Origin of the sequence: Vibrio lentus (assembly GCF_002875945.1) — a bacterium.
In the GTDB taxonomy this organism is placed as follows: Bacteria; Pseudomonadota; Gammaproteobacteria; order Enterobacterales; family Vibrionaceae; genus Vibrio; species Vibrio apostichopi.
Genome location: NZ_MCZK01000180.1, coordinates 1,128 through 27,978 on the forward strand (window position 1 = coordinate 1,128; position 26,851 = coordinate 27,978).

Consider the following 26,851-nt stretch of genomic DNA (forward strand, 5'->3'; position numbering starts at 1 on the left):
CCATCCATCCATCCATCCATCACGCTAATGCGAGACGCTGTACTATGCAAACTGTTTATAATCAATCATTTACTCTTATCACATTGATAAAGCTCTCTTAAGGTAAATCGGCTTTCTAGTAACAGTTTAGAACCGATTCAACCGTTCACGTTTCTTCTACTAACCCGTGCTTATTCTTTACCTGTTGAGTAAAAATAGAGAATAAAACAATGAAAAACATAACCAAATTACACGTATTAGCTTGCTTGGGTTTCGTGGCTTCAATGATGACATTCAGTGCAAACTCCGCCTCACTTGATGATGCAACTCACTTCGCGAACGGCAAAGCCAAGTATCAACAATTTTGTCAGGTGTGTCATGGCGATACCGGTTTAGGCGATGGCCCAACCGCGGCTTCTTTGGCGCATAAGCCTGCCAACATTCCTAATAAACTTGGAAAGTTATTCACGACTAAAAACTCTTTGGCTGGCGACATACTAGAAGGTGAAGTCGAAAGCGGTATGCCTGCATGGCAAGGTATTATCACCAAGCAAGATGCCCTCGATATTTTGACTTACGTAGAGTCAATTCAATAGTAAACGCTGTTCCATTCGCCTTTTGAACAGAGATTTTACGTAAAAGCGTTCGTTTTATTGCGCTATCTATTTCATTGATTACACTGAATTTAATGGATAGTGAATAATACGGAATGTTATGACTCTCAAACCCTTAGCGGCAAGTGCTCTTGTGCTTGTTTCTGCTACTTCACATGCTGTGAGTTTTATCGATCAAATCGATGGCCACTTAGATATGGGCGAATATCTGGCTGAAAATGCCTATGGTTTTCTGCCTGTTCCAATACTGATTACCGAACCGGCTGTGGGATACGGTGGCGGCTTCACTAGTATCTTTCTTCATGAATCGGAAGAGCAGAAAAACACACGTAAAGAACTCGCAGAGAAGTCGATCGATGGCGGCGCTCAGTTATTAACTCCTGCGATTACCGCTGTGGGTGGCTTTGCGACAGAAAACGGCACTTGGATGGCGTTTGTTGGCCACAAACGCAGTTGGAAGGAAGACTCAATTCGCTACTTGGGCGGTTTGGGTTATGGCGATATCAACATGACTTTTTACCGTCAAAGCTCCTCCAATGCTTTAGCGCCTCTCGCCCCCAATGAAGGGATTGAATTAGGGCTAAAAGGCATGGGCGGAATTCAAAAGCTACAATTTAGAATCCCTGAAACATCTTGGTTGTTGGGTTTATCGCAGCAGTTTTTTGCACCAACCCTTTCAGTGAACAATCATCCTAAAGCACAAGAGATTCTAAGCAATATTGGTAACTCTTCACCGACCTCGTCCGGCTTGGGTTTGATTGCTGAATATGACAGTAAGAACAGTTTTCTTAATCCTACTCAAGGCTATAACTATGTTGCAGAATACTTGTGGTTCGGCGATGCGATCGGCAGTGACTACACGTATCAAACGTTTAATCTAGAGGGGTTGAACTACTGGGAATTAAACAAAGAATGGAATCTCGCTTTACGAGGTCAATATAAGTCTTTATCAACCAATGAACGCGTTCTCTCTCCTCAATATTACCCAGACATTGACCTTAGAGGTATCGCCCGCAATCGCTATCAAGGTGAGCATACCTTTGCTGCCGAAGTGCAAGTCACCAAACAGTGGACACCGCGCTGGTCAACAGGTGTATTTACTGGAATTGGTTATGCTGGAGACAGCGATAACGACATGTTCGACCAAAGCTCACACTCTGCGTACGGAGTTGGTTTCCGTTATCTTATCGCAAGGCGTTATGGTTTGATTTCAGGCATTGATATTGCGTTCAGTGAAGAAGATACCGCGCTCTACTTCCAAGTCGGAGCTGGTATCTAATTCAGTCGTATGCTAACTCAGTTGCCTAATAATTCAATCGTATAACAATGGATTACGCAGCGAAGCTCTTCCAATACTGGTATAAGCCGTCGATATCTGAAGAGCACATCAAGGTCATGGCACCTTTGATTTGCTCTTCATTCCATTCCCACCATTTCATTTCTAATAGCTGAGCAATCTGAGCTTCACTAAAGCGATAACGGATATGGCGTGCAGGGTTCGAACCGACAATCGAGTATGGCGCGACATCTTTGGTCACCACTGCTCTACTCGCGATAATTGCACCATCACCTACTTTCACGCCGCTCATGATCATGGCTTCAGTGCCTATCCACACATCATTGCCTATTACAGTATCACCAGAGCGCTCAAAGCCGTCGATTGCACCTTCAAACTTCTCGTCGTCTTGGTAGAAAAACGGGAAAGTGCTCACCCATTGGTTTTGATGTCCTTGGTTACCCGCCATCATGAAGACTGCACCAGAACCAATCGAGCAATAACTGCCGATGATTAACTTGTCGATGTCTGTTCTATCAGGCAGTAGATAACGCGCACAATCATCAAAGCTGTGATTGTGGTAATAACCTGAATAGTAGCTGTGTTCGCCCACAATGATATTGGGGTTGGTCACTTGTTCTTTGAGTGACTTTCCGACGAACGGATTTTCAAAATAGTTTTTCATGTTTGTACTCTTAGTTTCGTTCTTTTAGTTAGGTACTTTTGTTGCGTAATGATGCTTTTAATTGATTTCTTTAGTGTAAAGACTTCCGTGCGCTATCGACCGCCTGCAATATCAATAAATGAACCAGTCACATACGACGCTTCATCTGACAATAACCAAGCGATAGAGTTTGCGACCTCTTCTGGTGTACCACCTCGTTGCAATGGCAGTTGCGACGCTAATCTATCAACTCGCCCAGGATCCCCACCGTCTGCATGCATCTCAGTGTAGATACAGCCAGGCCTTACGCCATTAACGCGGATATTACGCGCAGCCAATTCAAGGGACAAGCCTTTAGTGAGTGAATCCATCGCGCCTTTCGATGTTGCGTAATCCACATACTCAAACGGTGCACCTGTGCGAGAAGCGGCAGACGACACATTAACAATCGAGCCCGCACCATCCGCTTGTTTGATAAAGGCTTTGCTGCATAAGAAACAACTCGATACGTTCGATTTCATGACTTTTTCAAAGCGATCAATCTCAATATCGACCAGTGCTGATTGAGTAAACAAGATCCCAGCGTTGTTCACCAAGTGGGTAATTGGACCAAGTTTGTTATGAGCAATTTCGAACAAGGATTTAACGTCCGACTCTACCGACACATCCGCACGCACACAGATAGCGGTTCCGCCCAGTTCGCGAATCTCATTCACCAACTCGTCAGCTCTTGATTCGTTATGTATGAAATTGACACACACGGCATAGCCTTGCTTTGCCAATAATTTCGACGTTGCTGCGCCTATGCCTCGACTTCCACCTGTAACGATTACGACCTTGTTCATGAAATCTCCTAACTCGTTGGCCTTTAATTATCTCATTGTTGTTATACACATACTCTATTGTGAGCTTCGTGTTCTTGCATTTGGCCTTATAACTTAAGTGATTCAGGACTCACTATCTGAACCCATTTTGCACGCCACTCTTGTGCAGCAAAACCATCTGGCCAAAACTCGGTTTGCTTTTGGATTAAGCCATCAACCACCGTATGAAAGGTAATCACACGATCGTTTAATACACTATCAGTTACTGATACATCCGTGACTACCGTGTCACCCTCACAAACAATCGAGTTGAGCTCAAATTTCCAAACCCCATTCGCTGGGTATTCAGAGTTGATTGCAGTGAAGTTATCTCTGCCTATCGTCAATTCAGACGACTGCGGCCAATAGCCTTGAAAATCTTCTGCTAGCCATTCACTGGCCTTTGCAAAATCGTTGGTGCGCATTGCATCCCAAAAACTTAATACCACATCTTTTGGTGTCATTATTCTTCCTTAAATTAGCTAGATTTAACAAAACGATATTGATTAATTGATTAAGCGTATTTGCCAATGATCATTAAAAGATCATCGACACTGTTAGCAATGTAATCGGGCTTAGTTTGCCAGTTTTCAGGTTCAGAACGGCTATAACCCGCGGCAACTGCAATCACTTTTGCTTTGTCGCCAAGTGCGGCTTCGATATTGCGAGCAAACTGTGTGTCCGCTTCGTGGTCACCGATATACATCAAACAGAGTTCATCGTTTTGCGCTTGACCAAAGATATTTTCAACACACTTCATGCCACCAAATGGATGCGGTTTTTGGTTTCCATTGGATACATCGTCATAGCCGACAACCGATTTAAACAAATCACCAATACCATAACTGTCGAGTACACCACGAATATTCAATTGAGAGTTTTGAGAACAAATACCATGAGGCAAATGAGCGAACTGATTAACCACGGTTTCCAAACCATCAAACAACGAGACTGGCGTTTGATTTTTCTCTTGATGCTCAGCCCACATGCCACCAGCGATCAGCATTTCATCATGTGATAGACCGTAGTAGTCGACATACAAGGCTTGCCAGTTTTTAGCACCGTGGTTGGCTTCATGATAAAGCGCCTCGCTCAACAAATATTTCGGTAAATTATCACCAGACAAGTGTGGCGCGACCACAGAGATAATGTCTTTGGTGATTGCGATATTTTTTGGAACTGAATTGACCAAGGTTCCATCGTAATCCCACAGGATGGCATCTAACTTCATACACTATCTCTTTGTTTAAATTGACGATTTGAATTTATCACTCTAATCCCTATTGAGGGAAATCTTATTGTCTCTAATTTCAAACTTATTCCAAACCACGCAAAAAATTGAGAAGTGACTAAGCGGCTGATCGTTTGGTCACAATCACTAAGCCCTCTTTGCTCACATCATTGCTTTATCAATTGGAATATATGCGTATAATCCCCCGCTCTATAACGCTACCCAGCATTGGAATAGCGTCATCCCAAATTTTAATGAGTACCCAATGTCGAAACTATTTTTCAAAGGCCGTATCGAAACAAGACAGAATCACGTTCTTGCAGGCTACAACGTAAACCGCGATGTTAAAGTGGGTACTGAAGAGTCACCAGTTGCGGTAATGGTTCAAACTGAAGCTCGTAAAACAGAAGTTGAAGCAATTGCAGCTGAGCATTCAATCTTCGTGAATGTATCTGTTGATGCAGAGAAAGAAGAAAACACGCTTGAGTTCGACACCTTGCTAAACAAGCCAAAAACTATGACGTTCGAAAAAACACCTAACCGTAACGATCCATGTTCTTGCGGTAGCGGTAAGAAATACAAGAAGTGCTGCGCATAAGCGTTTCTGATTCACGCTACTCACAGTGTGATTGAGATAATTGATTTAAAACGGGCAGATCATTACGATCTGCCCGTTTTTTATGTCTTGAGTGATTCTTTTGGAAATACATTAGCTTTCTGAGAACAAGAGCTTTGTTCAATTATGATGAATCAACCAACATGTTGGCGAACAAAGTTGTTCAGCTCCGCCACGCTCTTGATGATGTGAACGTTTTTATCTTCAGCTCGTAATTCTAATCGTGCTCTGAAGTCGTCATTCCAAAATCTGGGGCACAACTTAAGTGTCTTATAACTTTGTATTGTCCCTTTAATGACAGAACTTCCCTCTGGCCAACCTTCAGGTTTAACAAACAAGCCTTTCAACATACGTTTGGTGACGAACCAGTAGCTAAGTGGATAAGGAAGATCGATATAAACCAAAGTATCTGCCGCGTCTAAACGCTTATTAAACGAGTCTAGTGGGCCAAAGCCATCGATGATCCAGCTTTCAGAACTCAGTATGTTTTCGTGCGCTTGTTCGAATACGTCACTGTCGACAAACTCGCCGTTCGCCTTATACACGAGGGAATCTAACTGATGAAGATCCACACCAGTTGCAGCTGCGAGCGCTTTACTGACGGTAGATTTCCCACTACCAGGCTTACCAAATACTGCTATTTTTTTCATATGACTTCCTTCTACTGAGATAAAACCCATAAGGCAGATACAAAAAAACCCACCTTACGGGGTGGGTTCGATAAATAAAGCACATCAACAATCCCACCATTCCTATGGAATGATGATAATTCGTTGGTTAAGTTGCGCTAAATTCATTTTCATAAGATCACTTTTATATATCGTCGTTGCGTTGTCAATACGGTAAACAAATAAATCAGCATGTTTGACCAGATGATATAACTCGCTTAAATGAATTATAAGGCTAGCGAAAACGCTGGTTTATGCCACGACTTCCGCTGAACAAGTAATTTCGATCTTAGGTTGTAGCATCAAACAAACATGGCAATGCTTTGCAACAGCTTCATTCGCGGCTTTCACAACATCAGTTTCTGAGATGCCATGTCCTTGAACCACAAAGTGTAAGTTCGCTGATTTATATAAACGAGGCTCGCCGTCCGTTAATGTGTGAGTGACATTATTTTCTAAACTCTCTATCTCAAAGCCTTGTTCTTGCAGTATTAACACCACGTCTGTTGCGCTGCATGAACCTAATGCCGATAGTAAAACCTCAGTCGGACACGGCGCCGTTTTGCTGGTGGCATCGACGTTAAAATTGAAACCGCCTTCAGTTGTTACGCTAAATTGGCACTCTCCGCCCCACTTCACATTGATACTCATACTTTCTCACTTACTTTTCATATCCGATTAGATACAACTCAGAGCTGTTATTTGGATAATACAGAACAAACCAAAGGTTGCATCAAGATGTCATCACTCTAATACCAAAAATCGTGAATAACCCACCCGTCACGTAATCCATAACACCTGAAATACGAGCGTAAACACTTTTCGCTGATTGCTGGGAAAATGCCATCGCTAAAAACAAATGCCAAACCAGCGTGATTGAGGACATCGTAAACATAATAGCCAGTATCATCGATGCGCTCATGTTTTCAGGCATAGAGACGCTAAATAGACTAACAACAAAGAAGCCAGTTTTGGGGTTAAGAATACTCGTGATGAACGCCGACAAAAACACCTTCCTCTTCGATGGTGGATGACGCTGCGTCTGTTCACTCACCTCAGCAAGCTTTTTGGTTTTACGGCTAACATAGATTTGGCGCAGCCCTAAATACACAAGGTAACAACCACCGACGACTTTCATAAGATTAAACAAGTTAGGGAAATGGGAGAATAGGATCACTAACCCTGAGCCACCAAAGAACGCCCACAAAAGTATGGCCGCACTGACCCCAAAAGCAGAAAACATCGCGAGTTTGCGATCATAATTCAGTGCCGTATTAATCGTTAATAATACGTTTGCCCCCGGTGTCGCGACAGCAAGCGTCCAAATCAACGTCACATGAAAGAGAACTACTGCATATTCCATTACATCACCCCAGCTCAGAAAGCCTTTAATCATTGTTAGGTTTTACCAAAAGATAAACATTAGAGAAAGCAAAACTGAAGCGCTTAACTCGTGCTTACCTTACACTCACTCTTTCATGTTTGTCAGGTACTTAAATACAATACTTAGATGCTTAGTTAGTTACTAGGATACTTGGATAACTTGATACGGCAATGGGTGTAATACGCTTCCTCACCAAAAGGAGAAACAGCCAATTCAGTTGCACCATGATTGGTATAGGAATCAAACTCATCACTCTCTTGTTGTAGGCGTGCATATAAACCTTCGACTATTGTGAATTGATGTTTACAGTCTCCGCTCTCGCCTTGTTTGTAGGCCAAATACACTTCTTGAAATAGCTTCGCGGCTATCGCAAAGTGCATTTCTTCATGACGATACAGCTGCCCCATATAAAATTTAAACTCGTCCACTGCTTTTCGATTGGATTGAGAACGTTGAATTTGGGGCAAGGTATATGTGATGTTGACGTCCAATTTAGACAGCTTGCAGGTTTCACTATTGTGAGAGGTTTGATATTGCCAATTGGTCAGGCCATCGAATCCGTTATCCTTTAAGTGCTGAGGCTTGTCCTCACGAAAGGAGCGCTTAATCTCATCAACGGTATTTCCGATCACGGTATAAGGCTGATACTCAACACTCAAAGAATAACCTAAGGGCAAAGTTTCACTCATTGCCATATGGCTAAACATAATAGAGTGGCTAAACACAGCCCATACGCTCGCTCTCAAAGCCTTTGATATTCGACTATTCATAGGTTCCTCATGAAGTATTAAAACAAGAGTAGAGCGACCATCAACAGTCACTCAATCGCTGCATATAAGGAACGACGTGTATCAGTAGTATCTCGCGTATCGATTGGTGCTTAGGTCATTGCTTGAGATCATTGCTTAGTTCGTTCCCAGTATTAAAAATAGGTGGGTATTGAGTTTTCACAAACGACTTTTTCGTTTGAGCATCACATACGAACAACGCTTATATGATTTGCCCTTTCATTATGTGCTGCGGACCAGCTTCACCACCTAAGTACTTTTCATTGGTATCCACGAATCCACCCTTTTTGTAACAACTGACTGCCCCTGGGTTCTTGCAATTAACGGTCAGGTAAATCGAGTCGTATTCGGTGTAGTTAGATTTCAAATAAGGAAATAACGCCTTCACAGTGCCCGTCCCTATGCGTTTGCCCTGCTGATTTTTGTCGACAGCGAATGCTCTTAATCCCAAACCACGTTCAGAACAAAAATCATACCCAGATGCATACGCAGTATCTAACTTAAAGAAGCCAACAACATCGTCATTATGTTTGATGACGTGCAAATGAATCGTTTCACTGCCACTCAATAAAAACGCCTCTGCGGTTCCTGCGAACTTGATCTGGTCATCGGCTAATTGAATGTTTTTGACTCTCTCAACATCTGACGGTTTGAGTCGTTCAACGGTTATCATTAATGCTTTCTGGTTACTGGTTACTGGTTACTGGTTACTGGTTACTGGTTACTGGTTACTGGTTAGATAGTATTTCAACTTATTCTCTAAGAGAAGTCGGAGTAATACTGTGGCTCAAGCGCTATTTCAAAAAACCTTTCTTTGCAGCATCTTCTAGCTGAACTTCAAGTGCATCCCACAACGTGTTACTGCCCTTGGATATGCGTTCACCATTAAAAGTAAGAACTTTGTCTTTAGAGATATTGTGCTTCTTCCAACTATGACCGCCACCGTGGATGTTATGTAATAAGGGAGGCACCCTATCAATCGCTTTAGCAAACTTAGATTCGGGAGACTTGCCTTCTTCAAACTCTAACCACAACTGTAAATACTCATCACGCAGGTCATTGGGTAACGATTGGAATAAGCGCTCAACACAATTACGCTCTTTTAACTTATTCTCTTCCGTTTCGCTGGCGTAAATAATCGTGTCTCCGGCGTCAATTTCCCCCAGGTCATGAATCAGGAGCATTTTAACGACACGCGTAATATCAATCGTCTCATTCGCGTAGTCTTTCAACATCAAGGCACTTAAGCACACGTGCCAACTATGCTCTGCTGAATTTTCATAGCGATCCAACCCTACTGGTTTCGTTTGGCGGTGAACTGATTTTAGCTTTTCAATTTCAACCATAAACTGAAGGACATTATTGATTTCTTCCATGAAGCATTCTCCTAAATCGAGTATTAGTTAGATGGGTGTGAGTTATGAAGATCTTGTGTGCACAACGTCATCGTCATTTCAGAGACCGATTGACCATCGATACGATAGCAATCTGACATTTCACCAATGATTGAAAAGCCGCATTTTAAATATAAATTTTTCGCTGGGAGGTTATCTGAAAGCACGTTGAGGTCGAGCCAATCAATGCCTTCAGTTTCTCGACAAAACTCGACAGCCAATTCAATCAACTTACGCCCTAACCCTTGTTTTCTGACGCTATGATCAACGCCCATACCTAAACAAACGCGGTGGAAACCATACTCCCCACCATTGTGGCGTAAATCAATGTGGCCAAATACATGACCAAACGAGTCTTTCACGACCCAAAGCTTTCGCCAGCCTGATTCACCGATTGAAACTTCGAAGCCGTTTCTAAACTTAGCTTTGAGAGAATCTGAAACACTACAGTCGTGTTTAGCAATAGGTTGGAAAAGTGGAGAGTCGTCGCCAGCATTGTCTAAAAGCTGCACGTCTAAATACTGATAGAACTTTTCTAGATCTGATATTTCTGCTTGTACTATTTCCACCAGTCTTCCTTGTTTTATATGATTACCGCATCAAATAGTTGAGCCTATTAGAGGCCAAACATTGCCACCTTTAAGTGCCATGCCTTAAGTGTCAGATTATACGTATTTCTAGAAGTATTTATCTAGTGTCTTGTGGCAGAAGTTATAGGGCGCATGTAAAGAACGCCCTAGAAATTGACTTATAACCGACTTGTTGCGTTTATCTCTTTGCCATCGGATGGTCAGGGTTTAACTGAAGTAAGTCCCAAAGGTTTCCATATAAATCTTCGAATACAGCAACGGTACCGTAGTCTTGTTCTTGTGGATCTCGGACAAAGTTAATCCCTATTGATTTCATATGCTCGTAATCACGCCAGAAATCATCGGTATTCAAGAAAATGAATACACGTCCACCCGCTTGATTACCAATAAAATCATGTTGTTCTGGCTTAGAAGCCTTTGCAAGCAATAAGGTAACGCCGTGAGAATTCGGCGGAGCAACCACAACCCAACGTTTGTCTTGTTCTGCCTGATAGGTGTCTTCAATAAGTTCAAAATTCAGTTTGTTTACATAGAAATCGATGGCTTCATCGTAATCTTTAACGACCAATGCAATATGGACAATATTTTGCTTCATGTTCTTACCTAGTGTGTAAACTTTTTAGTTTTTAGAATCCGTTCATTATACGCAAGGTTTGAACTTTTTTGTCATTCCTTGGCAAGAAGGAGACACAAGTTTGTAGCCTAATTTCTCATAGAATTCAGGTTCATCAGCGATCATTGAAACATACGATCCGTCGAGTGCAACTGAAGACAAATAGTTGTCGATATACTCCATCACTTTTCGCCCAAACCCTTGTCCTTGATAACTAGGATCAATAGCAACGTCGACAACCTCAAAATTACATGCGCCATCACCCACTACACGCCCCATACCAATTAGAACACCTTCGTCTCTTATCGAAACACCATAGAGGCTATTTGGTAATGCAATGGTGGCAGCTTCAAGAGATTTTGGTGATAGGTTTGCACGTACGCGCATATCGCAGAATTCGTTTGGATTAGGGACTTTTTCTTCAAATACTATTGTCATTCTTTGCTACTCCTTTTGATATAAACGGAGCATACACCCAAATACTGTATAAATACACAGTCTTTTTGTTTTATTAGAAAATTAGCATATCTAAACATAGGCACTACCCCATAACTCATTGTTTAATCGATAATTTACAATAGAACTAGAGGATAGCAACACAATCCTAAGTTATTCTCTTTCAAGAAATTTAGCCATTTTATTTAAAGTGATTAAAGCCTTTCACCCAATTACCACTATAAGTGCCAAGCGTTGGGAATCACTATTGAGCATTTATATTATGTATCTGAAAGCCACCGCTCTTTAATCTCAAAAGTGTGATTGTCAAAGTCGATTGAGCACATTACTCCTAAAGGTGTTACAAGCATTGGATGCGTATGGCAACTATCAAATCCGCAAAATATTGGGATTGGCTTGCCATTTAAAACTTCGAGTAGAACGTCAAGTGGTGCTCGTCCTGTTCCTTTGTCATCGAATAACTCGTGCTTACCCAGAATAATGGCACCGACTTTATCAAAAACGCCACAGGCTAGAAGGTGTGAAAATGAACGTTCTACGCTTTCAATGCCCTTTAAGGAATCCTCGATAAGTAAGATGTCACCGACCTGAAGATCCGGCATATACTTACTTCCCCAAATCCCAGCCATCGTATTCAAGTTCCCCCCAATAAGACGACCACAAACCTTACCTTCTCCCAAGAATTGCCAGTCGTTCGGATACACAGGTTTCGCTGTATCTTGTGTTTCCCAATCATGTTTCACATCTGTCCATTCCAAGGGCATAGAGTATTGATATTGCTCGGAGTCAGAACACAAAATATCAATGAATGAACGCAGTGTTTCATCGACCAATGGCGGAAGTTCACCGAAAGAAGCAACCAACGCAGGACCATAGAATGTGATTAGCCCAGTCTGTGCATAAATACCAAGCAGCAATGCGGTCACGTCTGAATATCCAATAATGATCTTAGGGTCGTTTTTCAACGCTTCGTAATCAATATAGGGCAACAGTGAATTGCTGTTGGTGCCACCTATTGTAGACATGATACATCGGACACTTGGATCACGAATGAGCTGATTTAACTCTTCAGCTCGATCTTGAATCGAACCAGAGCGATACTTGTCCGACTGCCCTGTGAGTGAGCCTTCAACTAAAACGAAACCTTGTGACTCTAGATAAGATTTAGCACGATTAAATCGATTCGGAGCGAATACTGTGGCAGGATAAGATGGCGAGAAGAAACCAATTTTGTCCCCTGCTTTTAAAGCCTTTGGGTATAACACGAACTAAATACTCCATTATCTAAACAATTTCATTCAAACCTAACCAGAATAATGACACAAGCACTTCATCCGGTCGGTTTGGCATCACTTTAACCAATTCGCATATTCAGGTTTAGTGTCTTTCATATCCAAATACAGCCAAACCATTCTATCGACAAACCAAGCCTTAAATGCAGCAATCCATAGATTACCAATGACCACCAAGGTTAAGTCTAAGCTCCACAAGCCGTATACAAACACGGGCAAGCCTAACCCAGTTAAGAACTGAAGAACCAAAATAGGTTTCACGTGATGAGCAGGAATAGACTCAACTTTACGATTCAGATAGATACGCTCGCCAAACGTACCCATTGAAGCCCAGTTGTTCGTTGTATCAGGAGCTTGGAATAACCTCGGATTAATCCATACCCAAAGGAAAGAGGCCAATATTGCCAGTACAGAATAGATTCCGATCCAATCTCTAGACCAAAAGGCGAGAGAAATCAGTGGAAGAAGAGTAAATCGAGTATAAACACTCCACGGGTTAGAGTGCTTATGCCAAGTGGATTCATCCATCGACATGAGCTTTTCTAATTGTTTGATGATATCCAAATGACTTCCCTTGAATTGTTAACGTATCGGCCGTGAATAATTAGCCACGAACAACAAGCAATGCTGCATATGAACTCAAACATTACACGACCAATTAAACGTTAAAAACTATTCGAACGTATTTTGTGATATCACAGGGTGAACTTGTATCACGCTATAGGCTTAACACCTTATCGGAGTCGTTCATTGATTTTTAAAGACAATTTATTTTTGATGGCCATTTATTTTTAACGACCACTAATTCTTAGCGATCATTAGTTTTTAACGACCATTAGTTTTAACGAATAGCCATATTGGCAGCCATGGCTAATAGTAATACCGCGAAGATTTTTTTGATCGTTGGAACGGGTAAGTAATTGGTCGCTTTTGCCCCTAAAGGTGCAGTGAACCATGAAGTACAAACAATACCTAACAAGGCAGGTAGATAGACAAACCCAGCAAAGCCTTCCTCTAAAGCAAAGTGAGCCGTACCTGAGCTTATGTAACCTATCGAACCAAACAACGCGATGACAATACCGCAGGCAGACGCACAACCTATGGCCTTTTTCATATCGAGTGAAAAGAACGTCAGTAAAGGCACCAATAACGCGCCACCACCAATGCCAATCATGGCTGACAGCCCGCCAGTGATCGTCGTAAAAAAGGTTAACAATGCTTTATTGGGTAGCTTACGTTCTTTAGATGCGTCACTTTTATTGCTTAGGAACATCTTAATTGCGATGAGCACAACACTCACGGTAAAGACCAAGCGCACAACTTGTTCTGGCAAGAGTGCCGCCATAAAACCACTGACCAGTGCGCCTAGTGCAACACCCGTCATTATCCATGGCGCAAGATTCCATGGCACGTTACCATTTTTATGATGGGCAATTGCAGACGATGTTGATGTGAATAATATCGATGCCAATGATGTCGCAATTGCAACGATCACGACCTGATCTGTTGGTAAAGATCCGAAGTGCAGTAAAATACTACTGAGTACCGGGACAATAATCAGTCCCCCACCGATACCTAATAACCCAGCTAAAAAACCTACACCACTGCCAAGTATCGCGCAGTATAAAATCAACAACAGCCATTCACTCATTCCGCTTATTTCCTTATATATTTAGGGGCTAATTTGCGACATAAATTCAGTTATATTCGCATTCAGCCAATTAATATAACTGACGGTCGCTTTATTTTTCAAACGAATACATCATGAATAATCCTCATGTTGAATGTGAAAGAAAACCATTATTAACCTTTCGCTGAAGCACGTATAAATAATCCCATAGCAAAAAACATTATTGAATTTAATTCTTAAATCAGCACACGGCCTCAAACCAAAATCTGCGCAAAGTGCTGACTAAGAAATCAAAACATTGGGATACCGAACACTATGAATAAAGACTTTAACTTTACAATTAAAAGCATTTGTCTCGATGAAAATTATCGTCCTTCAGACAGTACTCGTATCACAACCAACTTTGCTAATTTAGCGAGAGGCGATAGCCGCCAAGAAAACCTGCGTAACGCATTAAAGATGATTGATAACAGTTTCAATGCCTTAGCGCATTGGGATAACCCAAATGGTGATCGCTACTCGGTTGAACTTGAAATCATTTCTGTTGATATGGACATTGAAGGCAGCGACCAAGCCTTTCCTTCAATCGAAATTTTGAAAACAAATATCGTTGACCACACCACCAACAAACGTATTGAAGGCATTGTTGGAAACAACTTCTCCTCTTATGTTCGAGATTATGATTTTAGTGTATTGCTACTGGATCATAATAAGGGCCAACCAAAATTTAGCATTCCAGATAATTTTGGTGACCTTCATGGAAAACTCTTTAAATACTTTGTGAACTCGGAAGTTTATAAACGAAACTTTAATAAACAGCCAGTGATATGCCTCAGCGTTTCAGACAATAAAACCTATCATAGAACTGAAAATCAACACCCAGTTCTAGGTGTTGAATATCAGCCAAATGAGTCTTCTCTCACTGAGCAATATTTCAAGAAGATGGGCTTACAAGTTCGCTACTTCATGCCGCCAAATAGCGCAGCACCGTTAGCTTTCTATTTCTTTGGTGATTTACTGAATGACTACACCAATTTTGAATTGATCAGCACCATCAGCACGATGGGAACTTTTCAAAAGATTTACCGACCAGAGATTTATAATGCGAACGCCGTTGCCGGTAAATGCTACCAGCCAAACCTAAAGAGCTTAGATCACTCGTTGACTCAAATTGTTTATGACCGAGAAGAGCGCAGCCAGTTAGCTATTGAACAGGGTAAATTCGCTGAAGAACACTTCATTAAGCCGCATCAAGCGACTCTTGAGAATTGGTCTGCGAACTACGCATTGTAATTAACCCAGAATATAGCGGCACTTATTATGAAAACACTATTACCGACTTCAACGGCAGGCAGCTTACCTAAGCCCTCTTGGTTAGCTCAGCCTGAAACACTTTGGTCACCTTGGAAATTGGAAGGTGAAGAACTGATTGCTGGTAAACACGATGCGTTGCGTATCTCGTTGCAAGAACAGCAACAAGCCGGAATCAATATTGTTAGTGATGGCGAGCAAACACGCCAACACTTCGTTACTACGTTTATTGAGCACCTTAACGGTGTTGATTTTGAGAAGCGTAAAACAGTTAAGATTCGTAATCGCTATGACGCGAGTGTTCCTACAGTTGTCGGCCCTGTTTCTCGTCAAAAGCCTGTTTTTGTCGAAGATGCGAAGTTCTTACGTCAACAAACTGATCAGCCGATTAAGTGGGCGTTGCCTGGTCCTATGACCATGATCGACACGCTTTACGATGATCACTATGAGAGTCGCGAACAATTGGCTTGGGAGTTTGCAAAAATTCTCAATCAAGAAGCTAAAGACTTAGAAGCGGCTGGCGTTGATATTATCCAATTTGATGAGCCGTCATTTAACGTGTTTTTTGATGAAGTGAATGCTTGGGGAATCGCCTGTTTAGAAAGAGCTATTGAAGGCCTTAAATGCGAAACTGCGGTTCATATTTGCTATGGCTACGGCATAAAAGCAAATACAGATTGGAAAAAGACGTTGGGAACAGAGTGGAGACAATACGAAGAAGTATTTCCGAAACTGCAAAAATCTAACATCGATATTATCTCATTAGAATGCCATAACTCTCGTGTGCCTATTGAGCTATTGGAGCTTGTCCGCGGTAAAAAAGTCATGGTCGGTGCTATTGATGTAGCCACCAACGATATCGAAACACCAGAAGAAGTTGCGGATACTCTTCGAAAAGCTCTAGAGTTTGTGGATGCCGAAAACTTGTACCCATGTACTAACTGCGGAATGGCTCCCCTGCCACGCTCTATCGCAACGGCTAAGCTTAATGCATTACATGCAGGTGCAGAGATCATTCGAAAAGAAATCGCCGATAGATAGAACACTCATCGGAAGCTTTATCGAGATTTGAAACATCAACCTGTTTGACTAAAAGCGCACCGCAGAAATCGGTGTGCTTTTTTGTGCTTAATTATTGATAGAGTTAGTTAGTCATTAATCGCCGAACGCTGACTATTCCACTCAAACTTACAGTTTCTTAAACCTGTATGTATAACCTCAACATGTCTTTATGTTGAATGCCGTTTTCAAAAATGGGCTCTGGATAATGGATAAGAAAATGATCTTTAGCCACTGAATCGACTCGAAAGCCAAGGCGTTGATAGTAAGTCAGTTGATAACCAAAAGTACCAGTGCCGAGTTCGACTCTTTCTATCCCTTTCGTCGGTAAAACAGACAAAACAAACCTAAGCAATTCAGACCCAATACCACGCCCCTGACTTTCGGGGTAGACCGAGACATTATAGATTTCAGCTACAGTATGCGTTTGAGGTTGAACAACACACACGCCCAAGATTTTTCCATTCTCTGACGCGCTAAAGCACCACGAACTTGGCAGATACGATGAAATGCTCTCTTTAGACGGGTCAGCTTCAAGCAATAGATCCATCGGGATCTCACTACTCCCAACTTCATTTAATTCCATATTTCTCACCAAGTCCGAAACGTAAACCTAAGTCTATCAAAAGTGATACTCACTAAGCTAACTCACGTGAGAAAGCATGCCCTATGGATAATTGGTTGCTAACTTAGGTAAAGCTTAAGGAGTTGAGGGATGTTACTGACAGCCTATGCGTAGCAAGCCACGCATAGGCTGTTGGTGATGAAACTATCGATGCTTACTTGGCTACCGTCGCCTCTGACAGCTTGCTCAACACACCTGAGATCTTTTTAATGACTTCATCACAACCTTGAATTTGATGACGCTCCATCAGGTACGTAGGATTATTGTAAGTAAGCCAAACTTTCTTATTATCGTCTTCACTCACCATGACTTTCTGAGGTAGATCAATAGCCACATCTTGAGCGCACTGCATTAAAGGCGTTCCAACCTTCGGGTTACCAAAAATGATCACTTCGGTTGGTCGAAGTTCTAGGTTCACACTGGCCGCATTTTTTTGATGGTCTACTCTTGCAAACAAAGTAAGCCCTTTGCTTTTTGCTATATTTTCGAAGCGATCAGCCGTTTCTTTTACCGAGTAATTACTTTCATACTTAACCAGACCATCAGAAGCCGCTACAGAAAAGGAAGCGGAAAGTGCGATAATGCCTAGTGATATTATTCTTTTCATTCTATACCTCTACGAGTTAACTCATTCAAAACACAGTTGCCTAACGCCGAACTACAGGGCGAAACATCACTCTTATAACGCCTTTTTAGGTACTTAGTCTACGTGGAGCTTTGTAATATGCGTCATCAGAAAGCATAACCTTTAAACAAGTTAGTACTTATAATTGTAGGTTCGTTTATAAACACTCGAGACGAACAACCTATTACTCAGGCGTTTTTCAAGGTTCCTAAATGTCGATGTTCTGAAGCCCAATTGGGTGAGCGAAGCCACCGACTCTAACTTTGATAATCTCCCTATTGCCAGCATCGTCCAATTCAACGGCTGTAGTAATTTGGGAAACACAACCCATTGCCCTACCTTGCTCGAAAGTAAAACTCTGTCCATGAATCCCATTTAAGTGCTTGGCTAAGTAGCAAGCCAACGCACCACTGGCGCTCCCTGTTGCTGACTCCTCAGGGATCCCAAATAAAGGAGCGAAATTTCTACAACTTGCGGTTAATTCAGTATGCTTCCCACACAGTTCAAAAGCATGTAAGCCAATGACGTCATGTAACTTACAGAATTCGCTTAGAGAGTTTTCATCGACTCGAATCTTGTCGAGATAGCCATTTGGGATTGGAACAATAATATCGGGCAACCCAGTTGAAATAACCTCGATTGGTAACTGGGTAGATTCTAATATTTGAGGGGCGATTCCAATCAATTCAGATATCGTTTCATAACTAAACACATCTCGATATTCAGGTAATGCCTGCTCCATCACTATCTGTCCATTCGACTCAACAGTGACAGCCAATATGCCAGCTTTAGTCCTTTGAACGTATTGTCCTTCGGTTATCAGTCCTTGACGGTGCATTATTGAAAAGGCCGCTAATGTTGCGTGTCCGCAGAAATCGACCTCACTCGTTGTGGTGAAAAAAGACAATTCAAAGTCGACTTCATCATCTTGAGAAACAAACGCTGTTTCAGAAAAGCCAACAGCTTGTGCTATCGCTAACTTGTCTTCGTTAGACAGAGAATCGGCCTGCAAAACTACGCCCGCAGGATTCCCTCCCTTGCCATTCTTAGTAAACGAATTAACCAGAAAAGCTTCAACATTCTTCAACTTCAGTACCTCCATGCAACATCGTAGTAAACGGGGATAAATGCTCACTCCCACTCTAGACAATCTTGTCAGAATTTGATGTTGCTAGATGCATTTTTTCAGTAATAGATCCCAATCAACTAACGTGTAATTCTACAGAGCTGATTAACACGAACTCATGTGCAGTGAGCGATGAACTCGGGCTCACTATTCATATTAGCTTTTTGAAGAAAAACTGACTTTCTGAGGTGTTTTTCGGTCTTTGTTACAGATAACCACAGTATTGGCCAGTTTGTCATGCCAACCCTGTTTACGCTTATCCCAAGCGACCCAAAATATTCCAAGCCCAAATGGGATCGTCGCTAGGATATATCCAAGGTATCTCACTATATATTGTTGAAGTGAAGGTTTTTCACCAGTGGTAGCGTCTACAATTTTTGCGGATATCGCCATTTTGCCTGGTGTTGCTTGTCGATAAAGCCAGAAACCCAAAATAGCGACGACTGGAAAGATCCAACCAAACACAAGATCTGTGAAGCCTTTGACTAACGCCTCGTTATCAAAATATACCCAGCCGTAAACCGAAATTAATATAGGGTATGTAATGGCACCGATTATTACTGAATCGATTAAACTCGCACCAACTCGAGGCCAAAAGCCTGAATATTCGTACAAATCACTTATCGTAGAGGGAACATCATCTTTCATATTATTTACTTATATAGCCAACGTAAATACATGATACGTAATGCAATCGACTTCTCAATTAGTATTCAACTAGATGCGTAAAGTTTGTGATTTCCGCACCGATTTATAAATCATGACAATAGAAATCATTCAAAAATAGCATCAGTCCAGAAAACATAACGCACGATAAAACACCGAGTGTTATGAATCTATCTAGAAACTTGGAAAATGAAGTAAATAGAGAGAGTTAAACCACAACCTTGCTGTAGCTGTTTCGATCCATATCGACGACTTCAATCGTAATCGAGGTATCAACCAGAGACAAAGACTCTAATTGCGTCATCACAGTGTTTGACAAGGTAGCCTTATTGTCATCGCTACGACCAGACAATATGCGCAGTGTGACGTGGATGAAATCTTCTTTGGTTGTACCAGTTTGGTAGTTCTGATAGGCGATACTTCTCACCTTGATATCTCGGCCGTCAGCCTCAAACAAACCCGAATTTAGCGCACCGAGAAAAACTTTGCTGTTTAACTCATCCGACTTAATAGACGAAGAGTGTTCAATAATACAATGAGGCAAAACTTACTCCTTAAAAATTAGACGTTACTGTTGCTTGAGCTATTAAACGAGTACATACGAACTTCGTCACGAGGAAACCAACCCAATTTCTCGTAAAATTGCTGAGCGTTGATATTATCGTTGTATACGAATAAGTGCGTCTTGGGAATACCTAACGTAGCAAGAGAGTTAACCGCTTCGAATACAAGTTTACAACCTAGCCTCTGTCCTCTGCATTCAGCAGAGACCGCCAAATGTTGTAAATAACCTCGACGCCCATCAGTACCCACTAAGACGGCACCAACAATCTCTTTGTCGGACTCAGCAACAAAACTCAACCCCGGATTACGCTCAAGATAACTCGAAATGCTCTCTTTCGAATCGGCATCACGAATGCTCATGCCTTCAGTTTTACACCATAACGCAATGACTGAATCATAATCGGCAGTTACCATTTCCCGAATCTTGACCACATTGCTCTCCTTGCTTCGATTGATGTTCATTCCATGCTATTCCTCGAGATCTTGTCACTAAATTGTTCAGTCATATCGAATCCACTCCATGAAAACCAACAATACTCACAACGCTGTTTGGGATTTAAACAGCGCTAAAATTAACACTAAACGCTTGTTCGTTAACCCGTTGTCAGTTAAAGAATTACAACTTAAGCAGCTGTTAGTTTGAATGTTTTATGTGGCTTGAAATAGATTCAATACAACGCTTTGCTGACTGACTTACACCAGAGAGTTGAAAGAACCCATGAATTACACCCAAGTAAGGCTCATATCGCGCTTCAACACCTTGAGCAACCATCGATCTGTAGAGTTGCTCCCCCTCATCACGCAATGGATCAAACTCTGCCGTAATGATCGTTGTTGTTGGAAGGCCATGATAGCTCGCATTCAGAAGGTTAAGTTCCGGTTCATACAATAAATTGGACTCACTACTTGCGTATAATTCGAAGCCCGAAAGCAGCATGTTCGCCGTGATAATATAGTCTGACCCGTTTTCTATGTAACTGTTTGAACTGCCATTAGGATCTAACATTGGATAGATAAGAATTTGCTGGCGCGGCAGCCACGAATCAAATTTCTTAAGCCTCAATGTTGTGGCCAAAGCCAATTGACCACCAGCACTGTCACCCACAAACACCAAATGGTCTGTGTTGCCACCATATTTCAACCCGCATTCTTTAATACCGAGTACAGCTTGATTTACGTCGTCGTGTGCCGCTGGGTAAGTGTGCTCTGGCGCTAGTCGATACTTAATGCAGATGACAATAGAATTCGATTGAAGAGCAATTTGTCTCAATTGAGTATCATGAGTTTCAAAACCACCACTGATAAAACAACCACCGTGAAAGTACACAGTGATCGGCAAATTCGGTTCGCTCGTTGGTTTATAAGCTTTTACCTCAACGCCATTGATGACATCTAAAAATTCGCGTTCAATTTGAGGGCTATTACCCGCCAAAACGGTACTGCCAATATACAATATAGCCAGCTCGTCTATCTTCTATGGATTGTCGTGATGGGCAAGGTTTACCATTTAATTGAAAATCTTCGACTAGCTCTTTGATGCCAGTCTCTAAATGCTTGGTCATTTTTTTATTCTATGCTGAAAAAACAACAGAATAATACACTCACACAAGAACATGTATATCCATACAGTTATGATGTGTGAGCTAAAACTTACTTATAGAGGCTAAACTTCTTGGTAAATTCGCGTAGGGTTTCAGTGTCACCAAATAAGCATACTCCGAGATACTCTAAGTCTGCTTCTTTGGTTTGCTTAGTTCTTTGCTGTTGCTCGATGGAGCCACCTTCAATCATCGTACTCGTGAAATCGGTAAATTTGATACCACGGCTAATAGCCTCTTCACGTACTTTTCGAAGCTTGTTCGAATTGTCGGCTTTCAAGACAATGAAAGGATAGTGAGACAAATTAGGGTGGACTCCGTCATCCATATCTTGATAGTCAACGTAACAGGTTTCACCCTCGTTCAATTGATTCGACAAGCCAACACTCAAATGCCCTAGTACATTCAGCGCTCTTCCCAAATCCATCTTCTTACTTAAGACAGCAATAAACCGTTTCTGGTTTTCATCTGGCAAAGTGCTCACAGCGTCTCCCTTGTTCATTATCAATAACATTCGTCATCTAACGTATTACTGAGACGTGAACAATGCAAGAGCTTCATCTAGGAGCTTCTGACTCTGTAAAATTGGTTTTGAATGTAAACGCGTAAGGCGAATCACCCGTTTCTCTTAGGTGCTCTAACCGCTCAATAGCTTCATCAAGGCTTGGGATGTGATCATCTTCAATCCACCAAAGAACATACGTATCTTCAGCCAAACGATGAAACCATTCGTTTTTTCTTCGCATGAAGTCGCGATGGTGAGTTCTAAACATGAAGTTCTTTAACGAGTCTACTGAATCCCAAACCGACATATTGACGATCATATTAGGATCATCGAACGCTTTGATATTGGTCGCATCACCAGATTCATCTTTAAGACGCCAGACAAATCCCTCACTGCTTTCGGCTATGCCATTAACCAGATCCAAATTATCGACAAAGTCTTTGATTTCTGGGGCATCTAAATCGTACTTCGCTAGAGCAATATTTAACTGAGCTAATTTCACAATGCTTCTTCCTTGAATGATTATGATAAAAATAGAGAACGCTGCGATAAGCAATAACCATTCGCCAATCTCAGATCCTCACTGATACTTTACACCGTAACACGAAAGCTAAATTGATTGTTTTGTTATTGATTTCATTACATCCAACTTTTTATGTAGTCGCTGATAAGTTCATTGGCTTTGAAAAAAGGGCTAATTGGAAGTGTGAAGTTCAGTTGTTCAATATCTACAACCTCACAGCCATTTAAAGCCTCGAATTCAACCCAAGAACATTCATCTACTTTTCGAATCACGTTTGATTCTAATAAAAGTTGAGCAAAATGAGCTGGGCTGTAACCCTTAGTTTCTGCAATAAAATGCTGCTTTTCTGAGGTTTGCTTTTGCGCTAACAACAAATAGAATTTGGCGATGTCATAGACGTGGACGTATTGATTATACCCTTGGGATGGGACAGCGACCTTAACGGTTCGATTTGCATACGATTCGATGATTCGCTTTAATTGGCAATTGTCACCGCCATATACCAAGCTCGGGCAGTAAACGATATGCCAGTTAGTACCAATCACGGAATGAATGGTTTTTACGTCTAACTCAACGGCCTTTAAAGGTTTAAGCCTAAACTCTTTAAGGTCTTGTTGAGATGCATGACCAAACAGCCAAACTCCCGATGTGTGGATCTTTATCGCATCTTCAGACGCAAACCTATCAAGCTGTGTGAGCAAGCCATATTCAATGTCTGCGATTTCAACTGGCGAAAATTCTGACCAGTGAGGGCGTGCGCAATTGATAACCACATCGAAGTAATCTTCATAATCTGTGGATAGGTCTTTGATGTAATCCGAACAAGGGACAATGCCTTTGTCCCTCCTGTATCCAAAAACATCAAAACCACTGTTTACGAATGCCTTCGTAATGTGACGACCAATATAACCATTGGCACCTGCTATTAAAACTCTCATTCATTCCCTAAATTAAATGCCAAGCATCAACCTTCAACCGTTGACCATTTATTCTTCATAAAAACAAATATAATGTTAGCGATTAAAAATACGCAGGTATCGCGCCTTTGAATTCCGCGTTATCACTCGTACTGTACATACAGTCAGCCCCTTCAATTGCGGTAAATCCTAGTCGCCTATAAAACTCTTTGTCAATATCACTATGCAGAAACAACGCCTTACTATTTTGATTTTGGAATAGCTCATCTTTTACCAAGTTAATTAATTTTGAAGCATAGCCTTTGCCCCTTAATTCTGGTGGCGTTGCAATGGAACCCAGCCCACGGCTTCCTTCCAAAAGGCCAAACTCTCTCTGATAAACAATCAAAGAAGACACAATTTGTTCCTGTTCTATTAGCACATACCAAGTTCCTTTCTGATACTTACCACTGTTGTAACAAGAAGCTAGATACTCATCGACCGACAACTGGCTTCCCCATACATCAAAACCCATGAGATAAATATCATCCAACTCATGCGTATGTGCTGTTCTTAAGTACATAACCTTTTACTTTTCTTTCAACACGTCGCTACCTCTACGTGATGGCTCCGCAAAGTGCAGATAGCGGGTAAATGTGTCCTTTGGGCGTTCTAAATCGTTTTCAGCCAACACCCTAGACGCCATACCTCTGTGGTTATTACCGTGTGTGAGTAAGTGGAGAAGAATCTCTTCAACAGACATTGTTCCTATATCACCATCTACGAAGTTAAACTGAATAATCTTGTCTAATTCTTCTTTTGAGGCCGACTGCGCATACTGCACTAACCATTTGTCATTGTGAGCCATTCTCTCACGCAGCTCTGAAAACGAAGGGGTTTCAACGGTATTATCAGCAGTATATTTTTCTGGTTCACCGAGAATTCGACTTATGAATAGACTATCCACTACGGTCGTATGGTTTAAAATTCTAACGAAAAATGTGCCATCGTTTTCCGGCAATTTTGAGAATTGTCTCGCTCCAAAATCAAGTAACTGACTATTTGCCCACTTTTTGTATTCAAATGCCTTCGCAAACTGCATTTATTTATCCTTTTTTGTTTCAGTTATTCACTTATGTACCGTCATCCACTCCGTGACTGCGTGCAATTGCCACACTCGGTGTTCCAATCGCTATAAAGCCAGTTTGCTCTGCAATGAGAGCGCTTGCTGAACCCAAACCACATTTTCATTGGGATCTGGAACTTCGAACAAAGACCAAAACAACTCCAACATCCAAGTGTGTACGTTACCCTGCTCTAGCGCCGTTTGGCATTTCGTTTTCAGGGCAAGCCAAGCATGGTTGTAATTTATCTTCGTAGCCAATATCGAAAAGCATCCCTTGAGACACTTCACCCGCCATCTTTCTTTCAGGCAAGTTCACGACAAACAACGCTTGCTTGCCTTCAATTTCCTTCGGGTTTTCTCGCTCTTGCTTTATACCTGCCAAGATTGAACGTTGATGATCGCCAAAATCTACTGTCAGTTTCATGAGCTTGTCGGATTTAGCGACTTCAGAGACCTCTACGATTAAACCCACACGAATGTCGATTTTCGCAAAATCATCAAACGTGATCTCATCTTTGATTGGAGCGTGTTCCATATTCCTATCCTCATAATGACTTAAGCCGAAAATACCAAGCGTTAAGAGTCCATCATAAATTCTTTATTATCTTTTGGCACTCGCAGTGCTGAACAATTGGTCTTTAACCAGACCGCGAGCAACTTTCTCGATTGGTAAGATAAATCAGATACTTGGTGATAATCAACATCACGAGCCAAGAAGCGGTAAATGTTTTCGCTGATGATAAGTTAAGGCAAGCTCTAGGCAATGTTTAATTTCGGGTTCTGGAAGCGGGTCGGATAAGCGTAATTCAATCGCCCTATTTCCTTGAAACCGCAATACATCACCATGCAACTCTCGAAAGGTATCTACCAGCTTTGTTTGGCAGTTAAAATACAAATAGTAGTTCGTGGGTGATTTCAATTTCCAGTCGATTCGTACTGGGCTACCTGTCTTTACGCTGTAGCTAGGTTCTCCCCACTTCAACGACTCATCCACTTCGCCCAACTGCAAGTCGGATGTTAGTGTGAAGATAATTTCTCGTAACTCTTCCAGTCGAACTCGAGCATTTACTGGATACTCTTCGAAACGTTCTTTGACTGCCTTGTCCATTGAAACCTCCTATTCTCGAATACCAACACCTAAAAAGTTAGTCATAGGTTAACTCTATAACTAAAGCACCAGAAGATAATAAACCAACACCTTAACTGTATGTATATTCAGTTAAGGTGTGTGATGGAAATGAAACGAAACACGGCATTAAGTGGAGAACACAGCCTTCACGGATAGGCTATAGACACTAAAACGAACGCAACACCGCACTCTACTACAGCAAGAATACGACACATTAGTGATCGCTCTGGACGCATGTCATGTGAAGCTACCCGCTGATTTTCTTAGACATATTGAAACCAGTAATCTCGAAACCAACGTCTCTGTATAGTTTAAGCGCTCGTTCATTATGGTAGGCAACCCGAAGCTTTATTTGACTGATACCAATCGTTTGTAGCTGAGCTTCCAACACTGAAATAGATTGAGTGCCGAAACCAAAACCTCGATATTCGCTTGAAACAAAAAAGTCATAAATAAAAGTAGATTTGTCACTCACGTTTATTGAGTGCCAAAGATAACCCACCAGCTTAAGCTCACCATTGATTTCTGCATCAATACATAATAACGAATGCTCATTTCCTTCTAGTCCGTTAGGAAAGCAACGATGCAAATCTTTCTTGGCTAATTCGATTGAGACATCTAAAGAATGTCCATAATTTTTAGCTATTTCCTGACTGTAATCGTCAACGAAATATTGACAATAAGCCGGATATTCTTCTTGGCGCATTTCTCTGAGTACTACCATTTTGATCCTTTATCTATGTAGAATTAGTCGGCCAAATAACGCGTGCTAACTATTGCACCCTATACCTTGCCAAAGACTTGGTGACGTCTAAGTTCTGATACCAGTTATTGAAAACCAACTCGAAATCTTCAAGCCTTTGCCACATGTCATCATAAATACTCTGAATCATCATTCCCTCTATGCGTTCGTGCGGGTTTAGTGTCTTGTTAGACGGGTTTAACCGTGCCTACTTTCGCCCGACTTCGTGCTTTTCATTACGAGGTAACTCAACATCTAAATCGTCCCAGTTAGCCTTTGATGGGCTTTGTTGCGTAAT

The 26,851-nt window shown here is 41.6% G+C and carries 36 protein-coding genes and 1 pseudogene; 5 read left to right on the plus strand and 32 right to left on the minus strand.

All coding sequences use genetic code 11. The features are described 5' to 3' along the window. The first annotated feature begins 209 nt into the window (after window positions 1-209). Both BCT49_RS24715 and BCT49_RS24720 read left to right on the plus strand, forming a co-directional pair. Window positions 210-575 (plus strand): c-type cytochrome, encoded by a 366-nt coding sequence (locus tag BCT49_RS24715; RefSeq protein ID WP_102438947.1) that lies wholly within the window; start codon window positions 210-212, stop codon window positions 573-575. A 118-nt stretch (window positions 576-693) separates the two neighbouring features. After that, on the plus strand, window positions 694-1,872 hold the full coding sequence (locus tag BCT49_RS24720) for a BamA/TamA family outer membrane protein (RefSeq protein WP_102438949.1): 1,179 nt from the start codon (window positions 694-696) through the stop codon (window positions 1,870-1,872). A 52-nt stretch (window positions 1,873-1,924) separates the two neighbouring features. On the opposite strand, the gene catB is transcribed toward BCT49_RS24720, so the two are convergent. The 4 genes from catB to BCT49_RS24740 all read right to left on the minus strand — a co-directional run bounded on the left by catB (window position 1,925) and on the right by BCT49_RS24740 (window position 4,627). Continuing rightward, the gene (gene catB / locus BCT49_RS24725; RefSeq protein ID WP_102438951.1) at window positions 1,925-2,554 is read right to left on the minus strand and encodes a type B chloramphenicol O-acetyltransferase; all 630 of its coding nucleotides are present in this window, start codon (window positions 2,552-2,554) and stop codon (window positions 1,925-1,927) included. Between the two features lie 92 nt (window positions 2,555-2,646). After that, entirely contained in the window at window positions 2,647-3,378 is a 732-nt protein-coding gene (locus BCT49_RS24730) for an SDR family oxidoreductase (protein WP_102438953.1), read from the minus strand. Window positions 3,379-3,464: 86 nt separating this feature from the next. Continuing rightward, the gene (locus BCT49_RS24735; RefSeq protein WP_102438955.1) at window positions 3,465-3,860 is read right to left on the minus strand and encodes a nuclear transport factor 2 family protein; all 396 of its coding nucleotides are present in this window, start codon (window positions 3,858-3,860) and stop codon (window positions 3,465-3,467) included. A 50-nt stretch (window positions 3,861-3,910) separates the two neighbouring features. Then, window positions 3,911-4,627: an HAD family hydrolase gene (locus BCT49_RS24740; RefSeq protein WP_102438957.1), complete on the minus strand. Its 717-nt coding sequence runs from the start codon at window positions 4,625-4,627 to the stop codon at window positions 3,911-3,913. A gap of 265 nt (window positions 4,628-4,892) precedes the next feature. Between BCT49_RS24740 and BCT49_RS24745 the strand changes: the two genes are divergently transcribed. Continuing rightward, window positions 4,893-5,225, plus strand: a complete 333-nt coding sequence (locus BCT49_RS24745) for a PBPRA1643 family SWIM/SEC-C metal-binding motif protein (RefSeq protein ID WP_102438959.1) — start codon at window positions 4,893-4,895, stop codon at window positions 5,223-5,225. Between the two features lie 152 nt (window positions 5,226-5,377). Here the strand turns inward: BCT49_RS24745 and BCT49_RS24750 are convergent, their stop codons facing one another. The 12 genes from BCT49_RS24750 to BCT49_RS24805 form a co-directional block, all read right to left on the minus strand. Further along, window positions 5,378-5,893: an adenylate kinase gene (locus BCT49_RS24750; protein ID WP_102438962.1), complete on the minus strand. Its 516-nt coding sequence runs from the start codon at window positions 5,891-5,893 to the stop codon at window positions 5,378-5,380. 270 nt (window positions 5,894-6,163) lie between these two features. Then, the gene (locus BCT49_RS24755) at window positions 6,164-6,562 is read right to left on the minus strand and encodes an OsmC family protein (protein ID WP_102438964.1); all 399 of its coding nucleotides are present in this window, start codon (window positions 6,560-6,562) and stop codon (window positions 6,164-6,166) included. A gap of 82 nt (window positions 6,563-6,644) precedes the next feature. Continuing rightward, window positions 6,645-7,274: a LysE family translocator gene (locus BCT49_RS24760; protein WP_102439012.1), complete on the minus strand. Its 630-nt coding sequence runs from the start codon at window positions 7,272-7,274 to the stop codon at window positions 6,645-6,647. A gap of 155 nt (window positions 7,275-7,429) precedes the next feature. Then, window positions 7,430-8,065 (minus strand): DUF922 domain-containing protein, encoded by a 636-nt coding sequence (locus BCT49_RS24765; RefSeq protein ID WP_102438966.1) that lies wholly within the window; start codon window positions 8,063-8,065, stop codon window positions 7,430-7,432. Window positions 8,066-8,285: 220 nt separating this feature from the next. Continuing rightward, complete coding sequence (locus BCT49_RS24770; RefSeq protein WP_102438968.1) at window positions 8,286-8,756, minus strand: GNAT family N-acetyltransferase; 471 nt, start codon at window positions 8,754-8,756, stop codon at window positions 8,286-8,288. Between the two features lie 121 nt (window positions 8,757-8,877). Then, window positions 8,878-9,459 carry an HD domain-containing protein gene (locus tag BCT49_RS24775; RefSeq protein WP_102438970.1) on the minus strand — a complete coding sequence of 194 codons (582 nt, stop codon included), beginning with the start codon at window positions 9,457-9,459 and terminating at the stop codon, window positions 8,878-8,880. 23 nt (window positions 9,460-9,482) lie between these two features. After that, window positions 9,483-10,046 (minus strand): GNAT family N-acetyltransferase, encoded by a 564-nt coding sequence (locus BCT49_RS24780; protein ID WP_102438972.1) that lies wholly within the window; start codon window positions 10,044-10,046, stop codon window positions 9,483-9,485. A 199-nt stretch (window positions 10,047-10,245) separates the two neighbouring features. Further along, a complete protein-coding gene (locus tag BCT49_RS24785; RefSeq protein WP_017112026.1) occupies window positions 10,246-10,662 on the minus strand; it encodes a VOC family protein in 417 nt (138 codons plus the stop codon). Between the two features lie 45 nt (window positions 10,663-10,707). Further along, window positions 10,708-11,118 carry a GNAT family N-acetyltransferase gene (locus BCT49_RS24790; protein ID WP_102438974.1) on the minus strand — a complete coding sequence of 137 codons (411 nt, stop codon included), beginning with the start codon at window positions 11,116-11,118 and terminating at the stop codon, window positions 10,708-10,710. 278 nt (window positions 11,119-11,396) lie between these two features. Next, complete coding sequence (locus tag BCT49_RS24795; RefSeq protein ID WP_102438976.1) at window positions 11,397-12,401, minus strand: S66 family peptidase; 1,005 nt, start codon at window positions 12,399-12,401, stop codon at window positions 11,397-11,399. An 84-nt stretch (window positions 12,402-12,485) separates the two neighbouring features. Continuing rightward, on the minus strand, window positions 12,486-12,992 hold the full coding sequence (locus tag BCT49_RS24800) for a DUF6653 family protein (protein ID WP_102438978.1): 507 nt from the start codon (window positions 12,990-12,992) through the stop codon (window positions 12,486-12,488). Between the two features lie 277 nt (window positions 12,993-13,269). Further along, window positions 13,270-14,079, minus strand: coding sequence for a sulfite exporter TauE/SafE family protein (locus tag BCT49_RS24805; RefSeq protein WP_102438980.1), 810 nt, complete (start codon window positions 14,077-14,079; stop codon window positions 13,270-13,272). A 294-nt stretch (window positions 14,080-14,373) separates the two neighbouring features. Between BCT49_RS24805 and BCT49_RS24810 the strand changes: the two genes are divergently transcribed. Further along, entirely contained in the window at window positions 14,374-15,351 is a 978-nt protein-coding gene (locus BCT49_RS24810) for a DUF1852 domain-containing protein (RefSeq protein WP_102438982.1), read from the plus strand. Window positions 15,352-15,378: 27 nt separating this feature from the next. Further along, on the plus strand, window positions 15,379-16,410 hold the full coding sequence (locus BCT49_RS24815) for a methionine synthase (RefSeq protein ID WP_102438984.1): 1,032 nt from the start codon (window positions 15,379-15,381) through the stop codon (window positions 16,408-16,410). A 157-nt stretch (window positions 16,411-16,567) separates the two neighbouring features. Here the strand turns inward: BCT49_RS24815 and BCT49_RS24820 are convergent, their stop codons facing one another. The 16 genes and pseudogenes from BCT49_RS24820 to BCT49_RS24895 all read right to left on the minus strand — a co-directional run bounded on the left by BCT49_RS24820 (window position 16,568) and on the right by BCT49_RS24895 (window position 26,535). Then, on the minus strand, window positions 16,568-17,014 hold the full coding sequence (locus tag BCT49_RS24820) for a GNAT family N-acetyltransferase (protein ID WP_102438986.1): 447 nt from the start codon (window positions 17,012-17,014) through the stop codon (window positions 16,568-16,570). Window positions 17,015-17,207: 193 nt separating this feature from the next. After that, a complete protein-coding gene (locus BCT49_RS24825) occupies window positions 17,208-17,660 on the minus strand; it encodes a DUF302 domain-containing protein (protein ID WP_102438988.1) in 453 nt (150 codons plus the stop codon). A gap of 226 nt (window positions 17,661-17,886) precedes the next feature. Beyond that, window positions 17,887-18,765 carry a PhzF family phenazine biosynthesis protein gene (locus BCT49_RS24830; RefSeq protein WP_198595903.1) on the minus strand — a complete coding sequence of 293 codons (879 nt, stop codon included), beginning with the start codon at window positions 18,763-18,765 and terminating at the stop codon, window positions 17,887-17,889. A gap of 195 nt (window positions 18,766-18,960) precedes the next feature. Continuing rightward, window positions 18,961-19,452, minus strand: a complete 492-nt coding sequence (locus BCT49_RS24835) for an RDD family protein (protein ID WP_102438992.1) — start codon at window positions 19,450-19,452, stop codon at window positions 18,961-18,963. 226 nt (window positions 19,453-19,678) lie between these two features. After that, a complete protein-coding gene (locus tag BCT49_RS24840) occupies window positions 19,679-20,014 on the minus strand; it encodes a 5-carboxymethyl-2-hydroxymuconate Delta-isomerase (RefSeq protein WP_102438994.1) in 336 nt (111 codons plus the stop codon). Between the two features lie 17 nt (window positions 20,015-20,031). Continuing rightward, a complete protein-coding gene (locus tag BCT49_RS24845) occupies window positions 20,032-20,466 on the minus strand; it encodes a GNAT family N-acetyltransferase (protein WP_102438996.1) in 435 nt (144 codons plus the stop codon). 202 nt (window positions 20,467-20,668) lie between these two features. Beyond that, window positions 20,669-21,596, minus strand: a pseudogene (locus BCT49_RS24850) (alpha/beta hydrolase). 88 nt (window positions 21,597-21,684) lie between these two features. Further along, window positions 21,685-22,116: a DUF2000 domain-containing protein gene (locus BCT49_RS24855; protein ID WP_102439014.1), complete on the minus strand. Its 432-nt coding sequence runs from the start codon at window positions 22,114-22,116 to the stop codon at window positions 21,685-21,687. Between the two features lie 73 nt (window positions 22,117-22,189). After that, complete coding sequence (locus tag BCT49_RS24860) at window positions 22,190-22,639, minus strand: DUF3291 domain-containing protein (RefSeq protein ID WP_102438998.1); 450 nt, start codon at window positions 22,637-22,639, stop codon at window positions 22,190-22,192. A 137-nt stretch (window positions 22,640-22,776) separates the two neighbouring features. Beyond that, window positions 22,777-23,598 carry an NAD-dependent epimerase/dehydratase family protein gene (locus BCT49_RS24865; RefSeq protein ID WP_102439000.1) on the minus strand — a complete coding sequence of 274 codons (822 nt, stop codon included), beginning with the start codon at window positions 23,596-23,598 and terminating at the stop codon, window positions 22,777-22,779. An 82-nt stretch (window positions 23,599-23,680) separates the two neighbouring features. Then, window positions 23,681-24,139 (minus strand): GNAT family N-acetyltransferase, encoded by a 459-nt coding sequence (locus BCT49_RS24870; RefSeq protein ID WP_102439002.1) that lies wholly within the window; start codon window positions 24,137-24,139, stop codon window positions 23,681-23,683. A gap of 6 nt (window positions 24,140-24,145) precedes the next feature. Next, complete coding sequence (locus BCT49_RS24875; RefSeq protein WP_102439004.1) at window positions 24,146-24,658, minus strand: DinB family protein; 513 nt, start codon at window positions 24,656-24,658, stop codon at window positions 24,146-24,148. Window positions 24,659-24,689: 31 nt separating this feature from the next. Beyond that, on the minus strand, window positions 24,690-24,794 hold the full coding sequence (locus BCT49_RS24880; RefSeq protein WP_241908120.1) for an isocitrate lyase/phosphoenolpyruvate mutase family protein: 105 nt from the start codon (window positions 24,792-24,794) through the stop codon (window positions 24,690-24,692). A gap of 69 nt (window positions 24,795-24,863) precedes the next feature. After that, window positions 24,864-25,217: a tRNA-binding protein gene (locus tag BCT49_RS24885; RefSeq protein ID WP_102439006.1), complete on the minus strand. Its 354-nt coding sequence runs from the start codon at window positions 25,215-25,217 to the stop codon at window positions 24,864-24,866. Between the two features lie 168 nt (window positions 25,218-25,385). Continuing rightward, a complete protein-coding gene (locus BCT49_RS24890; protein ID WP_102439008.1) occupies window positions 25,386-25,790 on the minus strand; it encodes a DUF1801 domain-containing protein in 405 nt (134 codons plus the stop codon). Window positions 25,791-26,058: 268 nt separating this feature from the next. Beyond that, a complete protein-coding gene (locus BCT49_RS24895; RefSeq protein ID WP_102439010.1) occupies window positions 26,059-26,535 on the minus strand; it encodes a GNAT family N-acetyltransferase in 477 nt (158 codons plus the stop codon). Window positions 26,536-26,851 lie beyond the last annotated feature (316 nt).

Bases quoted from the DNA above. Each gene is read 5' to 3' on its own strand.
- BCT49_RS24715 (WP_102438947.1), top strand. From the start codon at position 210: ATGAAAAACATAACCAAATTACACGTATTAGCTTGCTTGGGTTTCGTG.
- BCT49_RS24720 (WP_102438949.1), top strand. From the start codon at position 694: ATGACTCTCAAACCCTTAGCGGCAAGTGCTCTTGTGCTTGTTTCTGCT.
- catB (WP_102438951.1), bottom strand. From the start codon at position 2,554: ATGAAAAACTATTTTGAAAATCCGTTCGTCGGAAAGTCACTCAAAGAA.
- BCT49_RS24730 (WP_102438953.1), bottom strand. From the start codon at position 3,378: ATGAACAAGGTCGTAATCGTTACAGGTGGAAGTCGAGGCATAGGCGCA.
- BCT49_RS24735 (WP_102438955.1), bottom strand. From the start codon at position 3,860: ATGACACCAAAAGATGTGGTATTAAGTTTTTGGGATGCAATGCGCACC.
- BCT49_RS24740 (WP_102438957.1), bottom strand. From the start codon at position 4,627: ATGAAGTTAGATGCCATCCTGTGGGATTACGATGGAACCTTGGTCAAT.
- BCT49_RS24745 (WP_102438959.1), top strand. From the start codon at position 4,893: ATGTCGAAACTATTTTTCAAAGGCCGTATCGAAACAAGACAGAATCAC.
- BCT49_RS24750 (WP_102438962.1), bottom strand. From the start codon at position 5,893: ATGAAAAAAATAGCAGTATTTGGTAAGCCTGGTAGTGGGAAATCTACC.
- BCT49_RS24755 (WP_102438964.1), bottom strand. From the start codon at position 6,562: ATGAGTATCAATGTGAAGTGGGGCGGAGAGTGCCAATTTAGCGTAACA.
- BCT49_RS24760 (WP_102439012.1), bottom strand. From the start codon at position 7,274: ATGGAATATGCAGTAGTTCTCTTTCATGTGACGTTGATTTGGACGCTT.
- BCT49_RS24765 (WP_102438966.1), bottom strand. From the start codon at position 8,065: ATGAATAGTCGAATATCAAAGGCTTTGAGAGCGAGCGTATGGGCTGTG.
- BCT49_RS24770 (WP_102438968.1), bottom strand. From the start codon at position 8,756: ATGATAACCGTTGAACGACTCAAACCGTCAGATGTTGAGAGAGTCAAA.
- BCT49_RS24775 (WP_102438970.1), bottom strand. From the start codon at position 9,459: ATGGAAGAAATCAATAATGTCCTTCAGTTTATGGTTGAAATTGAAAAG.
- BCT49_RS24785 (WP_017112026.1), bottom strand. From the start codon at position 10,662: ATGAAGCAAAATATTGTCCATATTGCATTGGTCGTTAAAGATTACGAT.
- BCT49_RS24790 (WP_102438974.1), bottom strand. From the start codon at position 11,118: ATGACAATAGTATTTGAAGAAAAAGTCCCTAATCCAAACGAATTCTGC.
- BCT49_RS24805 (WP_102438980.1), bottom strand. From the start codon at position 14,079: ATGAGTGAATGGCTGTTGTTGATTTTATACTGCGCGATACTTGGCAGT.
- BCT49_RS24810 (WP_102438982.1), top strand. From the start codon at position 14,374: ATGAATAAAGACTTTAACTTTACAATTAAAAGCATTTGTCTCGATGAA.
- BCT49_RS24815 (WP_102438984.1), top strand. From the start codon at position 15,379: ATGAAAACACTATTACCGACTTCAACGGCAGGCAGCTTACCTAAGCCC.
- BCT49_RS24820 (WP_102438986.1), bottom strand. From the start codon at position 17,014: ATGGAATTAAATGAAGTTGGGAGTAGTGAGATCCCGATGGATCTATTG.
- BCT49_RS24825 (WP_102438988.1), bottom strand. From the start codon at position 17,660: ATGAAAAGAATAATATCACTAGGCATTATCGCACTTTCCGCTTCCTTT.
- BCT49_RS24835 (WP_102438992.1), bottom strand. From the start codon at position 19,452: ATGAAAGATGATGTTCCCTCTACGATAAGTGATTTGTACGAATATTCA.
- BCT49_RS24865 (WP_102439000.1), bottom strand. From the start codon at position 23,598: ATGAGAGTTTTAATAGCAGGTGCCAATGGTTATATTGGTCGTCACATT.
- BCT49_RS24870 (WP_102439002.1), bottom strand. From the start codon at position 24,139: ATGTACTTAAGAACAGCACATACGCATGAGTTGGATGATATTTATCTC.
- BCT49_RS24875 (WP_102439004.1), bottom strand. From the start codon at position 24,658: ATGCAGTTTGCGAAGGCATTTGAATACAAAAAGTGGGCAAATAGTCAG.
- BCT49_RS24885 (WP_102439006.1), bottom strand. From the start codon at position 25,217: ATGGAACACGCTCCAATCAAAGATGAGATCACGTTTGATGATTTTGCG.
- BCT49_RS24890 (WP_102439008.1), bottom strand. From the start codon at position 25,790: ATGGACAAGGCAGTCAAAGAACGTTTCGAAGAGTATCCAGTAAATGCT.
- BCT49_RS24895 (WP_102439010.1), bottom strand. From the start codon at position 26,535: ATGGTAGTACTCAGAGAAATGCGCCAAGAAGAATATCCGGCTTATTGT.